Raw genomic sequence first — 14,179 nt, forward strand, 5'->3', positions numbered from 1 at the left:
GGTCCCAGTGTGCGGGGTTTCCGCCCGGGGCGCCGTCCGGGCGGTCGCGTACCCTTCCGGCGTGTCCCCGATCTTGCCCGCACGGCTCGCGCACGGCCTCCGGTTCGCCTTCGGCACGCTCACCGTCCTGCCGGTGAGGGTGACCCGCTGGGACCGGGACGCCGCCCGCGGCGGCATGCTGTGCGCACCGGTCGCCGGGCTGGTGGTGGGCGTGCTCGCGGCGGCCGCCGGGGTGCTGCTCCTGCTGCTCGGCGCCGGGCCGCCGCTGGCCGCGGTGGCCTCGGCCGCCGTGCCGGCCGTGCTCACCCGCGGGCTGCACCTGGACGGGCTGGCCGACACCGCCGACGGGCTGGGCAGCGGGAAGCCCGCCGAGGACGCGCTGCGCATCATGAAGCAGTCGGACATCGGCCCGTTCGGGGTGATCACCCTGCTCCTCGTGCTGCTGGCCCAGACGGCCGCCCTCGCCGAGGCCTACGCCGGCTCCTGGGCGCGGGGCGCGCTCGCCGCCGTGGTCGCGGCCACCGCGGCCCGGCTGGCGCTGACCCTCGCCGCGCGCACCGGAGTGCCCGCCGCCCGCCCGGAGGGGCTGGGCGCGGCGGTCGCGGGGGCCGTGCCCCGCGGCGGAGCGCTGCTGGTGACGCTGGCGGCGCTGGGGGCCGCGGCGGGCGGCGGCGCGCTCCTCGGGGCGTACGACGCCGGCCGGGCGGTCCTCGCGGTGCTGCTCGCGCTGGGTGCGGCGGAGCTGCTGCTGCGGCACTGTGTGCGGCGCTTCGGCGGGGTGACCGGCGATGTGTTCGGCGGGCTCGCCGAGACGGCGGCGGTGTCGGCGCTGGTCGTCTGCGCGCTGGGCTGAGCCGGGGTTCAGCAGGCCCGGCGCCAGGCCCCCAGCTCGTACTTCTTCAGCATCGAGCTGAGCCCCAGGCGCCGCGCCTCGGGGCAGAAGCCGTCCGTCGGCACCTCGTACTCCACGTGGAAGACGGCCTTGCCCGCCTCGACGAACGGCGTGAGGGTGTCGCACTCGCCGTACTGGGCGCACTGCTCGTTGACCGCGAAGTCGAAGTCGCCGACCAGTTCGGGGATCTGGTCGAGGTCGTTCTTCAGGCCCACCGCCAGGCCCCGCTCGTGGGCGAGGCGGGCGATCAGCCGGTTGTAGCGGAGCTGGTCGGCGGCGGTGAGCGGGAAGCCGGTGCGGTTGCGGTAGCCGTCCATGTTGTCCGGTTCCACCGCGTCGAAGCCCTTGTCCCGGCACATGTCGACGCGGGCCGCCATCAGCGGCTCCAGGACATCGGTGCGGCGGATGTCGAGCCACCGCTCGCCCGGCCAGCCGTTGCCCCTGCCCAGCACCGCCCGCGGGAACTTCCCGGCGTCCGGGCGGAACTCCTCCCAGGCTCCGGTGGACAGGTAGCAGATCACCTTGCGGCCCCGGCGGTGCAGGCCGGCCACGGTGTCCGCGTCGTGGTGGAAGCCGTCGATGTCGTAGACCGGCACGTCGACCTCCGGGTCGAGGCGGCCGCTGAGCTGCCACTGCCAGGGGGTGCCGGGGCGCGGCTGCCAGCGCTCCCCGAGGGTGCGCCCCGGCTCGTCCGGCGGGTTCGCGCGGCCGGCCGTGGACGTACAGCCCGCGACCAGCGACAGCAGGACGAGCAGCAGGATCGGGCGTCTCACCGGGTCTTCTCCAGGGTGTGCGGCGACGTACCCGAGGATCATCGCCGATACCGGGCACCGCGCGGTGCCCGGCGGGCGCTCAGGGCAGCTTCAGGGTGACCGCGGACTGCAGGACGTCCGGTGTGGTCCATGCCGAGCGTGCCCCCGCGTACGGGGTGCCGAAGGCGGTCGTTCCCAGGAGGAGCTGCCTGCGCGTGCCCTCCGGGGCCGTGAAGGGGACGTGGGTGCCGGACGGGGCCCGGACCGTCACGGTGCCGCCGGTGCGGTAGGCGGTGACCCGGCCCTGGTCGAGGGCCGCCTGCCAGGCGACGCGGCGCTTCAGTTCGGTGCCGATGGCGGCGTGCCGCGGGTTCTCCAGCGGGGTGTTGCCGGCGAACAGGGCCCGGTAGTCGGCGAGGACCCGGTCGAGCACCGGGTAGAGGAGGCGGTCCTCGGCGAGGTTGGACTGGTGGACGTAGTGCGGGCGCGGGTCGTTGGCGAGGACGTGCCCGAGGGCGGTGCGGGCCTCCTGCGGGACGATGAAGTCGTCGTAGCCGGTGGCGGGGTCCAGCGGTTCGTCGAGGCAGGTGGAGGCGGGGTTGTCCTCGCAGACGCCGCTGCCGCCGTCGGCCTTCGAGGTGTAGATCCAGTTGTACTCGTCGGTCATCTCGGCCTCGGTGCCGACGTTGTAGTAGACGTTCATGGGGTGCCGGGGCACGGTCTCCGCGCCGCCCACGGGGCGCTGCTGCGGCTCGCGGGAGTTGTCGGAGGCGATCCACCGCACGCCGGTGTCGGCGAGGGCGCCGGCGAGGTCCGGGTTGTCCTGGGGCTGCTGCGGCAGGATCCTCAGGCCGGAGTGCTCGCCGGTGACCAGTTCGGTGCGGTCGAGCGGGAGGCCCCTGAGGAGACCCCAGGTGTGGTTGTCGCGGATCTGCGCGGCGATCTCGGCGCGGCTCGTCCAGCGGGTGCTGCCGTCGGCGTTCTTCGCGCAGCTCCAGGGCACGGTGGAGGTGTCCTGCACACAGCCGAGGAAGGGGTGGGTGTAGGTGTGGTTGATCCACCGGTACTGCGCCCTGTCGGCGAGCAGCCGGTCGGCGAGCGGGTCGGTGCCGCCGTGCTCGGCCTTCCACTCCTCGCCGGAGCCGGCGTTGTAGACCATGTCGAGGGTGAGGCCGCGCTCACGCTGCCACTGGGCGGCGTAGGCCGCGTCGGCGGCGGTCATGCGGATCGGGGCGGTGGTGTCCTCGCCGCCGCCCGCGCAGTCGATGTCGCCCGGGGTGCAGTTGCGCCCGGTGTCCCAGCGGGCGTCGGAGGCGAGGACGTCGTCGACGTGGACGGCGAGGTGGTTGCGGGCCCGGCCCAGGTGCACGCCCTCGGTCAGCCATTCGACGATGCCGCGGGCCAGCGCCCGGAACTGCCGCTGGTGCCGGTTGTAGGCGAACGTCACCACCAGCTCGCGGCGGCCGTCGTGGGCGTACTCGCCGACCAGGCTGCCGCGGCCGGTGCCGCCGGGCACGGGGATGTCGACGTAGCTGGTGAAGCCCTCGCGGGGCCTGGCCACGTAGCCGTAGCTCTCCTGGACGGCCGGGGCGTTGTCCTCGAAGGTGAGGGGGCCGTCGAGGTAGCCGAACCAGCTCGCCCGGCCGGCCGCGGTGACGGTGGCCTCACGCCCGTCGAGGGCGCCGGCCCAGCCGCCCTCGCCGGTGTGGTCGAGGCCGACCCCGGGGTGCGCCCAGGTGTAGGCGTCGACCTGCGGGATGCCGTAGGTCCGCTCGTACGCCTCCAGCGCCGTCTGTTCGGCGGAGTCCGCGCCGAACGGGGCCTCGTTCGGCAGCACCACGCCCTGGTACCTGGCCCGGGGCGTGCCGTCGACCGTGTCGCCGAGGAAACCGGCGGTGACCGCGGGGCGGTCCGGGTCGTTCAGGTCGAGCCTGGTGTACGGGATGCCGGTGCTCCTGAGCTCGGCGGTGACGGCGTCGACGGAGCTGTCCCCGTTGTCCACCACCAGCACCCTCAGGTCGATCCGTGGCACGGCCGCCGCCGAGGCCCCGGGCACCCCCGGTCCGAGCGTCATCAGCGCCGCGGCCGCCAGGACGGCGGCGGACCGGCTGCGTCCGCGCATGTGTGGAGCCACGGTGGTCCTCCCCCCAGAAGATCCCCCAGGGGTCCCGGTGGACCAGGCGCGGAGGATCGTGTGGAAATCATGCAAAACGGCGAGCATGGCGCTCACCGGAACCCGACGAGTGTGACCCAGGTCACGAGCGCGGGGAACAGGACCCGGCGCCGACGCCACGCACGGGTGAACACCCGCAGGCGTGAGCGAACCAACCGGCGCGCGTACTCTCGTCCCAGGTACGCGCCCCCCGCGACGCGGACCCGGTCGAGACCGTCTCCAGGGCCGGATCTAGGGTCGGCTGTCGGGCCCGGCCGACCCACCCCGTTCGGCCACAGCAACCTCACATCGGAAGCGAGAAATCACCACCGTGACTGCTCTCACTCTCAGCACCGCCGCGGCGGCCGGCCTGCGGGCCGACGCGATCGTGATCGGTGTCGCCAAGAGCCCGAAGGGCGGAAAAGGGCTCGCCGTCGCGCCGGGCGCCGAGGCCGTCGACAAGGCGTACGACGGCAGGCTCGCCGGCCTGCTGGAGACCCTGGGCGCCTCCGGGGCCGAGGGCGAGGTGACCAAGCTCCCCGCGCCGGCCGGCTTCAAGTCGCCGCTCGTGCTGGCGGTGGGCCTGGGCGCGCAGCCGGACAAGGACGGCGAGTACGACGCCGAGGCGCTGCGCCGCGCCGCCGGAGCGGCCGCGCGCGCCCTGGCCGGCACCAAGAAGGCCGCCTTCGCCCTGCCCGTCGCGGACGCCGCCGCCATCGGCGCGATCGCCGAGGGCGCGCTGCTGGGCGCCTACACCTTCGACGCCTACAAGGACAACGGCAAGGACGCCGAGGGCAAGAACGGCCGGGGCCCGCTGGGCGAGGCCGCGATCCTGGGCGGCAAGCCCCGCGACAAGGCGCACAAGGCGGCCGTCGAGCGCGCCACCGCGGTCGCCGAGGAGCTGAACCGCGCCCGTGACCTGATCAACACCCCGCCGAACGACCTCAACCCCGAGTCGTTCGCCGCGGTCGCGCAGGCCGCGGGCAAGGAGCACGGCATCAAGGTGCAGGTGCTCGACGAGAAGGCGCTCGCCAAGGGCGGCTACGGCGGCATCCTCGGCGTCGGCGGCGGCTCCGCGTCCGCGCCGCGCCTGGTGAAGCTGACGTACAAGCACGCCAAGGCGAAGAAGCACCTCGCCTTCGTCGGCAAGGGCATCACCTACGACTCGGGCGGCATCTCCCTGAAGCCGGCCGGGCACAACGAGACGATGAAGTGCGACATGAGCGGCGCGGCGGCGGTCTTCGCCGCCGTGGTCGCCGCCGCGCGGCTCGGCCTCCAGGTCAACGTCACCGGCTGGCTGGCGCTGGCCGAGAACATGCCGTCCGGCTCCGCCGTCCGCCCCGGTGACGTGTTGCGCATGTACAGCGGCAAGACCGTCGAGGTGCTGAACACCGACGCCGAGGGCCGGCTGGTGCTCGGCGACGCGCTGTGGGCCGCGTCCGAGGAGAAGCCCGACGCGATCGTGGACGTCGCCACGCTGACCGGCGCGATGGTGCTGGCGCTGGGCAACCGCACCTTCGGTGTGATGGCCAACGACGACGCGTTCCGCTCGGCGATCGTGGAGGCCGCGGAGGAGGTCGGCGAGGCGTCCTGGCCGATGCCGCTGCCGGAGCACCTGCGCAAGGGCATGGACTCGCCCGTCGCCGACATCGCCAACATGGGCGAGCGGATGGGCGGCGGCCTGGTCGCCGGCCTGTTCCTGCGCGAGTTCGTCGGCGAGGGGATCACCTGGGCGCACCTGGACATCGCGGGCCCGGCGTTCAACGAGGGCGGGCCGTTCGGGTACACGCCCAAGGGCGGTACCGGGTCGGGCGTGCGGACGCTGGTGCGGCTGGCCGAGCTGACGGCCGCGGGCGACCTGGGCTGACGGGTGGGACGCGCCCCCTCGGCGGGGCGCGTCCGCCGCAGGGCGGCCTCAGGGGCGCGGGGGCCGCCGGCGCGGTTCCCGCGCCCCTTCACGGCCTGGCGCGAGTGAACGTGCTGCGTCTCACACCCCGGCCCCGCGTCTCGTCAAGGTCCGACTAGTGCGAAGATGGGGCTCGGCAGGACAGGGCCCCCACCCGAGGGCCGAAGAACGAGCGGCCGGACACCAGCCGCCGACCGGTCACTGGAGACCGGCGTGGCGCACATGCATGGAGGACGTGACGTGGCGAACGACGCCAGCACCGTTTTCGACCTAGTGATCCTCGGCGGTGGTAGCGGTGGTTACGCCGCGGCCCTGCGCGGGGCGCAGCTGGGCCTGGACGTCGCCCTGATCGAGAAGGACAAGGTCGGCGGTACCTGCCTGCACCGGGGATGCATCCCCACCAAGGCCCTGCTGCACGCGGGCGAGATCGCCGACCAGGCCCGCGAGAGCGCGCAGTTCGGTGTCAAGACCACCTTCGAGGGCATCGACGTCCCGGCGGTCCACAAGTACAAGGACGAGGTCATCTCGGGCCTGTACAAGGGCCTGCAGGGACTGGTCGCCTCCCGGAAGGTCACCTACATCGAGGGCGAGGGCCGGCTGTCCTCGCCCACGTCCGTCGACGTGAACGGGCAGCGCGTCCAGGGCCGCCACGTGCTGCTGGCCACCGGCTCCGTGCCGAAGTCGCTGCCGGGCCTGGAGATCGACGGCAACCGGATCATCTCCTCGGACCACGCCCTCGTCCTGGACCGCGTGCCCAAGTCCGCGATCATCCTGGGCGGCGGCGTCATCGGCGTCGAGTTCGCCTCCGCGTGGAAGTCCTTCGGCTCGGACGTCACGATCATCGAGGGAATGAAGCACCTCGTCCCGGTCGAGGACGAGAACAGCTCCAAGCTCCTGGAGCGCGCCTTCCGCAAGCGCGGCATCAAGTTCAACCTGGGCACCTTCTTCCAGAAGGCCGAGTACACCCAGGACGGTGTCAAGGTCACCCTGGCCGACGGCAAGGAGTTCGAGGCCGAGGTCCTGCTGGTGGCCGTCGGCCGCGGCCCGGTCTCGCAGGGCCTGGGCTACGAGGAGGCCGGGGTCGCCATGGACCGCGGCTACGTCCTCGTCGACGAGTACATGCGGACCAACGTCCCCACCATCTCCGCCGTCGGCGACCTGGTCCCGACCCTCCAGCTCGCGCACGTCGGCTTCGCCGAGGGCATCCTGGTGGCGGAGCGGCTGGCCGGTCTGAAGGTCGTCCCGATCGACTACGACGGTGTCCCGCGGGTGACGTACTGCCACCCGGAGGTCGCCTCCGTCGGCATCACCGAGGCCAAGGCCAAGGAGATCTACGGCGCGGACAAGGTCGTCGCCCTGAAGTACAACCTGGCGGGCAACGGCAAGAGCAAGATCCTGAAGACCGCGGGCGAGATCAAGCTCGTCCAGGTCAAGGACGGTGCCGTGGTCGGCGTCCACATGGTCGGCGACCGGATGGGCGAGCAGGTCGGCGAGGCCCAGCTGATCTACAACTGGGAGGCGCTGCCGGCCGAGGTGGCCCAGCTCATCCACGCCCACCCGACGCAGAACGAGGCGCTCGGCGAGGCCCACCTGGCCCTGGCCGGCAAGCCGCTGCACTCCCACGACTGACCTCCCTCGGTCACTGGGCGCGACGACACAGACTTCCGCAATTCGTAAGGAGCAACAGAAACCATGCCGGTTTCCGTAACCCTTCCGGCGCTCGGCGAGAGCGTCACCGAGGGCACCGTCACCCGCTGGCTGAAGGCCGAGGGTGAGCGCGTCGAGGCCGACGAGCCGCTGCTCGAGGTCTCCACCGACAAGGTCGACACCGAGATCCCCGCTCCGGCCGCCGGTGTCCTGGCCTCCATCAAGGTCGCCGAGGACGAGACCGTCGAGGTCGGCGCCGAGCTGGCGATCATCGACGACGGCACGGGCGCGCCCGCCGCCGAGCAGGCCCCGGCCGCCGAGCAGGCTCCGGCCGCCGAGGAGGTCGCCCCGCCGGCTCCCGAGCCGGCCCCGGCCGCCCAGCCGTCCACCGAGCAGGCCGCCCCCGCCCCGGCTCCGACCGCCGAGGCCGCGGCCGGCGGCGGCAGCGCCGAGGGCACGGACGTGGTCCTGCCCGCGCTCGGCGAGTCCGTCACCGAGGGCACCGTCACCCGCTGGCTGAAGTCGGTCGGCGACTCCGTCGAGGCCGACGAGCCGCTGCTCGAGGTCTCCACGGACAAGGTCGACACCGAGATCCCGGCGCCCGCCTCCGGTGTGCTGCTGGAGATCGTGGTCGGCGAGGACGAGACCGCCGAGGTCGGCGCCAAGCTGGCCGTCATCGGCGCCCCGGGTGCCGCTCCGGCCGCCGAGGCCCCGGCCGCCCCGGCTCCGGCCGCCGAGGCCCCCGCCGCTCCGGCCCCGGCCCAGCCCGCGGCTCCCGCCCAGCCCGCGGCTCCGGCTCCGGCCCCCGCCGCTCCGGCTCAGGCTCAGGCTCAGGCTCCGGCTCCGGCTCCGGCTCCCGCCCAGCCCGCCGCTCCGGCGCCCGCGCCGGCCGCCCCCGCTCAGCCCGCCGCCCCGGCCGCGCCGGCTCCCGCCGCCGCCCAGCCGGCCGACGAGGGCGCCTACGTCACCCCGCTGGTGCGCAAGCTCGCCGCCGAGAACGGCGTCGACCTGTCCACCGTCAAGGGCACCGGCGTCGGCGGCCGCATCCGCAAGCAGGACGTCGTCGCCGCCGCCGAGGCCGCGAAGGCCGCCGCCGCTCCGGCCCCCGCCGCCGCGCCGGCTGCCGCACCGGCCCGCAAGGCGCCGGCTCTGGAGGCCTCCCCGCTGCGCGGCCAGACCGTCAAGATGCCGCGGATCCGCAAGGTCATCGGCGACAACATGGTCAAGGCGCTGCACGAGCAGGCCCAGCTGTCGTCGGTCGTCGAGGTCGACGTCACCCGCCTGATGAAGCTGCGCGCCCGGGCGAAGGACTCCTTCGCGGCCCGCGAGGGCGTCAAGCTCTCCCCGATGCCGTTCTTCGTGAAGGCCGCCGCGCAGGCGCTGAAGGCCCACCCGGTCATCAACGCCAAGATCAACGAGGCCGAGGGGACCATCACCTACTTCGACACCGAGAACATCGGTATCGCGGTGGACTCCGAGAAGGGCCTGATGACCCCGGTCATCAAGAACGCCGGTGACCTCAACATCGCCGGTATCGCCAAGGCCACGGCGGAGCTGGCCGGCAAGGTCCGCGCCAACAAGATCACCCCGGACGAGCTGTCCGGCGCGACCTTCACCATCTCCAACACCGGTTCGCGCGGCGCGCTCTTCGACACGATCATCGTGCCGCCGGGCCAGGTCGCGATCCTCGGCATCGGTGCCACGGTCAAGCGTCCGGCCGTCATCGAGACCGAGGAGGGCACGGTCATCGGCGTCCGCGACATGACGTACCTGACCCTGTCCTACGACCACCGCCTGGTCGACGGCGCCGACGCCGCGCGTTACCTGACCGCGGTCAAGGCCATCCTCGAGGCCGGCGAGTTCGAGGTCGAGCTGGGCCTGTAACGGGCCTTCGCCGTTCGCGTCGGTGCCCCCGCCCGGATCTCCGGGCGGGGGCACTCGCCTTTCCGGGGGCGCGCGGGGCCGCGCCGGTGTGCGGCCGGGCCGTGCGGGCGTGACCGGCCGCGGACCGCCCGCCCCCGCCCGGCTCCAGCCGGACCGGGCTGTTACGCGCGTCTCACCTGCACCAAAGCACCCTCGCGCGCCCTTCCGGCCGAGCGCCCGGGCCGTATTGTCTAAACGTCGACGCGCCCTAAGGAGCCCACATGACCGCGCCCGTCATCCACTCGCTGCGCGAACAGATCCGCGAGCACATCCTCGAAGGGATCATCAGCGGGCGCTGGCAGCCGGGCGAGCGGATCGTGGAGCGGCGGATCGCGACGGAGCTGGAGGTCAGCCAGACCCCGGTCCGGGAGGCGCTGCGCGAGCTGGAGTCGCTGCGTCTGATCGAGTCCGCGCCGAACAAGGGCGTCCGGGTGCGCAATCTGACCGCCGCGGACCTGGAGGAGAGCTACCCGGTCCGGGCGGGCCTGGAGGCGATCGCGGCGGAGCTGGCGGCGGAGCGGCTGGCGGAGGACTGCTCGGCGCTGGAGCCGCACGTGGCGGCGCTGTACGACGCGGACCGGGCGGCGGACGGCACCGCGCAGGTGCGCCACACGGTGGGCTTCCACCGGGAGCTGGTGCGCGCGGCGGGCAACTCGGTGCTCCTGCACACCTGGGAAGGGCTGGGCATCGAGGTGTTCACCGCGCTGTCCATCCGCTGGCTGGGCACCGTCCAGCAGTCCTACGCGGAGGAGCACGAGGAGCTGGTGGCCGCGTTCCGGCGGCGCGATCCGCGGATCGCGGAGATCGTGAAGGCGCATGTCCTGGGGTGTGCTCCGCGCGCGTGAACCGGCGGGCGGGCGCCCGGCACCTGTCCTAGGGTGACCGGCATGTCCGATTCACGGCCGTCGTGGGAGCGTTTCCGGGAGTCGCCGTTCTGGCCGGCGACGGTGCTGGTGCTGATCCTGAGCGCGGCGGCGGGCCTGTTCGCCTGGTCGTACACGTACGCGATGGCGAATCCGACGCCGCACTCGATCCCGGCGGCGGTGGTCGGAGCGTACGAGCAGCCGCGGGGCCGGGCGTTCCTGGAGGGCCTGGAGCGGGCCCTGAACGCGTCGGTGAAGGTGCACGCCTACGACCGTCCGGACGCGGCCCGCGCGGCCGTCGACGAGCAGGAGGTCTTCGGGATCTTCGAGGTGCGCGACGACGGCCGGGTGGTGGCCCTCGACGTCTCGGGCGCCTCCGGCGCGTCCGTGGCCGACGTGCTGTCGAAGGCGGCGCTCGAGACCGGCGAGCGGACCGCGGTGGCGGTCACCGTCCGGGACATCAACCCCCTCCAGCCCGGTGATCCGCGCGGACTCGCGATCTTCTACATCTCGCTGGCCGCGGTGATCATCGGTTTCGTCGGGGCCATCCAGCTCGGCGTGCACGCCCGGACCCTCGATCCGCTGGAGCGGATCGCCTTCACGGCGGCGTACGCGGTGCTGGGCGGGCTGGCGATCGCGGCGGCGGTGGACTGGCTGCTGGGGGCGGTGGACCTGCCGTTCCCGGAGTCGTGGCTGATCCTGGCGCTGACGATGTTCACCAGCGGCATGGTCTTCACGATGTTCAACACGCTGATCGGCCGCTGGGCGATGCTCCCGACCTGGGGCGTGATGGTGCTGGTGGGCAACCCCTCGTCCGGCGGGGCGGTGTCGTGGCCGCTGCTGCCGTCGGCGCTGGGCGCGATCGGCCGCTGGCTGCCGCCGGGCGCCTCGGTGAACGCCCAGCACACGGCGGTGTACTTCCCCGGGCACCAGCACGTGCTGCCCTTCCTGGTGCTGGCGGGCTGGTCGCTGCTGTCCTGCGGGGTGTTCCTGAACTGGTCGCACCGTCATCCCGGCGGACGGGACAAGGATCCGGTGGGGGTGGAGGCCGGTGGCGCAGCGGGGTGACAGCCGAGCAAACCTCTGCTCAGACGCTGCCTCACCTGCGAAAACAAGGCGGAAATGCGTCACCGGGTGCCATCGTCGAAGGCACCGCGTGCCTATTTTCTCGGGATCGAGAGGTTTTCCCCGTCAACCCTTTGATCGATCATCGATCAGGGAGTTACAGTCACCGACGGACTTCCACCGAAGTCCCCGCCCTGTCCTGCCAAAGACCTAGGGCACCCCCGAACCCTTACGCAGATGAGGGAACCCCCTTCGACTGAGGAAGGCGGCGACATGACCGACCCCAACGCCATCCAGCCGAGCGCGCTCGACCAGCTCCCCGACCGCGACCCCGAGGAGACCGCCGAATGGCAGGCCTCGCTGGACGCGGTCGCCAAGGCGGCCGGCCCGCACCGTGCCGCGTACCTGATGCGGCGCACGCTGGAGCGCGCCGAGGGCGCCGGCATCGCGCTGCCGAAGCTCCTCGAGACGGACTACGTCAACACCATCCCCACCGCCGCCGAACCCGCCGTGCCGGGTGACGAGGCGATGGAGGCCCGGATCACCGCCTGGAACCGCTGGAACGCGGCGGCCATGGTGACCCGCGGCTCGAAGTACGGCGTCGGCGGCCACATCGCCACCTTCGCCTCCGCGGCGTGGCTGTACGAGACCGGCTTCAACCACTTCTTCAAGGGCAAGGAGGCCGACGGCTCGGGCGACCAGCTCTACATCCAGGGCCACGCCTCCCCCGGCATCTACGCCCGCGCCTTCCTCGACGGCCGGCTGAACGAGGCCCACCTCGACAACTTCCGCCGCGAGTCCGGCGGCAACGGCCTGCCGTCCTACCCCCACCCGCGCCGCCTGCCCTGGCTGTGGGAGTTCCCCACCGTCTCCATGGGCCTCGGCCCGCTCTCCGCGATCTACCAGGCGCGCTTCAACCGCTACCTGACCAACCGCGGCATCAAGGACGTCTCCGACTCCCACGTGTGGGCCTTCCTCGGCGACGGCGAGATGGACGAGCCGGAGTCGACGGCGGCGCTCGCGCTCGCCGCGCGTGAGGAGCTGGACAACCTCACCTTCGTCATCAACTGCAACCTGCAGCGCCTCGACGGCCCGGTCCGCGCCAACTTCAAGATCGTGCAGGAGCTGGAGGCCCAGTTCCGCGGCGCCGGCTGGAACGTCATCAAGACGCTGTGGGGCTCCGCCTGGGACGAGCTGTTCCGGCTCGACACCACCGGCGCGCTGGTACGCCGGCTGCGCGAGGTACCGGACGCGCAGGTCCAGACGTACCAGACCCGCGACGCCGCCTACATCCGCCAGGACTTCTTCGGCAAGGACCCGGCGCTCGCCGAGATGGCGAAGCTGCTGAGCGACGACAAGATCCTGGAGATCTTCCACTTCTCCCGCGGCGGTCACGAGCCGCGCAAGGTCTACGCCGCGTACAAGGCCGCCGTCGAGCACAAGGGCGCGCCGACCGTGATCCTGGCCCAGACGGTCAAGGGCCACACCCTCGGCGAGGGCTTCGCGTCGAAGAACGCCAACCACCAGATGAAGAAGCTCTCGGTGGACGAGTTCAAGGCGATGCGCGACCTGCTCGACCTGCCGATCAAGGACAGCGACTTCGTCGACGGCGTGGTGCCCTACGGCCACCCGGGCGCCGACTCCCCCGAGGTCCGCTACCTCAAGGAGCGCCGCGCCGCCCTCGGCGGTCCGGCCCCGGCCCGCCGCGTGCACCCGCTGCCCGCGCTGCCCGCCCCCGCGGAGAAGGCGTTCACCTCCTTCGACAAGGGCTCCGGCTCCCAGAACGTCGCCACCACCATGGCCTTCGTCCGCCTGATCAAGGACCTGGTCCGCGACAAGGAGACCGGCAAGCGCTGGGTGCCGATCGTCCCCGACGAGGCGCGCACCTTCGGTATGGAGTCGCTCTTCCCGTCGCTCGGCATCTACTCGCCCAAGGGCCAGACGTACGAGCCGGTCGACCGCGACCAGCTGATGTACTACAAGGAGGCCCGGAACGGCCAGATCCTCAACGAGGGGATCACCGAGGCCGGCTCGATGGCCGACTTCATCGCCGCTTCGACGTCGTACGCGACGCACGGCGAGGCGATGATCCCGTTCTACATCTTCTACTCGATGTTCGGCTGGCAGCGCACCGCCGACCAGATGTGGCAGCTCGGCGACCAGCTCGGCCGCGGCTTCCTCGTCGGCGCCACCGCCGGCCGCACCACGCTGACCGGTGAGGGCCTGCAGCACGCCGACGGCCACTCCCCCGTCATCGCCGCGACCAACCCGGCCGCGCTCACCTACGATCCCGCGTTCGCCTACGAGGTCGCGGTGATCGTCCGTGAGGGTCTGCGCCGGATGTACGGCGAGGCCAAGCCGGGCGAGGACCAGGACGTCTTCTACTACCTCACGGTCTACAACGAGCCGCTGCCGCAGCCGGCCAAGCCGCAGGGCCTCGGCATCGACGAGGGCATCGTCAAGGGCCTGTACCGCTTCAACACGGCGGAGTCGGCGGGCGTCGAGGTGGCGGCGGGCGCTCCGCGCATCCAGCTGCTGGGCTCCGGCACCGCCATCCACTGGGCGCTGCAGGCGCAGAAGCTGCTCGCCGAGGAGTGGGGCGTCGCGGCGGACGTCTGGTCCGCCACCTCCTGGTCGGAGCTGCGCCGGGACGCGCTGGAGGCCGACGAGGCGCTGCTGCGCGGCGAGGAGCGGGTGCCGTTCGTCCGCCAGGCGCTGCAGGGCGCCGAGGGCCCGGTGCTGGCGGTCTCCGACTACATGCGCCAGGTCCCGGACCAGATCGCGCAGTGGGTCGAGCAGGACTGGTCCTCGCTGGGCGCCGACGGCTTCGGCCTGTCGGACACCCGTGAGGCCGCCCGCCGCCACTTCGGCGTCGACGCCCAGTCGATCGTCGTCGCGGCCCTGGCCCAGCTCGCCCGGCGCGGCGAGGTCAAGGCGACGGCCGTGAAGGAGGCGCGCGAGCGCTACGGCCTGTAAGGC

General features: G+C 72.8%; 9 protein-coding genes. 7 read left to right on the top strand and 2 right to left on the bottom strand.

Features of this window, described 5'->3' with window-relative positions:
- The first annotated feature begins 61 nt into the window (after nucleotides 1-61).
- A complete protein-coding gene (locus tag SGLAU_RS09810; RefSeq protein WP_043506450.1) occupies nucleotides 62-853 on the top strand; it encodes an adenosylcobinamide-GDP ribazoletransferase in 792 nt (263 codons plus the stop codon).
- Nucleotides 854-861: 8 nt separating this feature from the next.
- On the opposite strand, the gene SGLAU_RS09815 is transcribed toward SGLAU_RS09810, so the two are convergent.
- Both SGLAU_RS09815 and SGLAU_RS09820 read right to left on the bottom strand, forming a co-directional pair.
- Nucleotides 862-1,665: an endo alpha-1,4 polygalactosaminidase gene (locus SGLAU_RS09815; protein WP_043500218.1), complete on the bottom strand. Its 804-nt coding sequence runs from the start codon at nucleotides 1,663-1,665 to the stop codon at nucleotides 862-864.
- 79 nt (nucleotides 1,666-1,744) lie between these two features.
- The gene (locus tag SGLAU_RS09820; RefSeq protein WP_043500222.1) at nucleotides 1,745-3,766 is read right to left on the bottom strand and encodes a hypothetical protein; all 2,022 of its coding nucleotides are present in this window, start codon (nucleotides 3,764-3,766) and stop codon (nucleotides 1,745-1,747) included.
- Nucleotides 3,767-4,127: 361 nt separating this feature from the next.
- Here SGLAU_RS09820 and SGLAU_RS09825 point away from each other — a divergent pair, with 361 nt between their 5' ends.
- The 6 genes from SGLAU_RS09825 to aceE all read left to right on the top strand — a co-directional run bounded on the left by SGLAU_RS09825 (nucleotide 4,128) and on the right by aceE (nucleotide 14,176).
- Entirely contained in the window at nucleotides 4,128-5,663 is a 1,536-nt protein-coding gene (locus SGLAU_RS09825) for a leucyl aminopeptidase (protein ID WP_043500223.1), read from the top strand.
- A 279-nt stretch (nucleotides 5,664-5,942) separates the two neighbouring features.
- Nucleotides 5,943-7,331 carry a dihydrolipoyl dehydrogenase gene (gene lpdA / locus SGLAU_RS09830; RefSeq protein ID WP_043500225.1) on the top strand — a complete coding sequence of 463 codons (1,389 nt, stop codon included), beginning with the start codon at nucleotides 5,943-5,945 and terminating at the stop codon, nucleotides 7,329-7,331.
- A gap of 63 nt (nucleotides 7,332-7,394) precedes the next feature.
- Nucleotides 7,395-9,233, top strand: a complete 1,839-nt coding sequence (sucB, locus tag SGLAU_RS09835; protein WP_043500228.1) for a 2-oxoglutarate dehydrogenase, E2 component, dihydrolipoamide succinyltransferase — start codon at nucleotides 7,395-7,397, stop codon at nucleotides 9,231-9,233.
- A gap of 260 nt (nucleotides 9,234-9,493) precedes the next feature.
- Nucleotides 9,494-10,117 carry a GntR family transcriptional regulator gene (locus tag SGLAU_RS09840; protein WP_043500230.1) on the top strand — a complete coding sequence of 208 codons (624 nt, stop codon included), beginning with the start codon at nucleotides 9,494-9,496 and terminating at the stop codon, nucleotides 10,115-10,117.
- A gap of 42 nt (nucleotides 10,118-10,159) precedes the next feature.
- Entirely contained in the window at nucleotides 10,160-11,203 is a 1,044-nt protein-coding gene (locus SGLAU_RS09845) for a membrane protein (protein WP_043500232.1), read from the top strand.
- Nucleotides 11,204-11,473: 270 nt separating this feature from the next.
- Nucleotides 11,474-14,176 (top strand): pyruvate dehydrogenase (acetyl-transferring), homodimeric type, encoded by a 2,703-nt coding sequence (gene aceE / locus SGLAU_RS09850; protein WP_043500235.1) that lies wholly within the window; start codon nucleotides 11,474-11,476, stop codon nucleotides 14,174-14,176.
- Nucleotides 14,177-14,179: the final 3 nt, after the last annotated feature.

The organism is Streptomyces glaucescens (assembly GCF_000761215.1).
Classification (GTDB): Bacteria; Actinomycetota; Actinomycetes; order Streptomycetales; family Streptomycetaceae; genus Streptomyces; species Streptomyces glaucescens_B.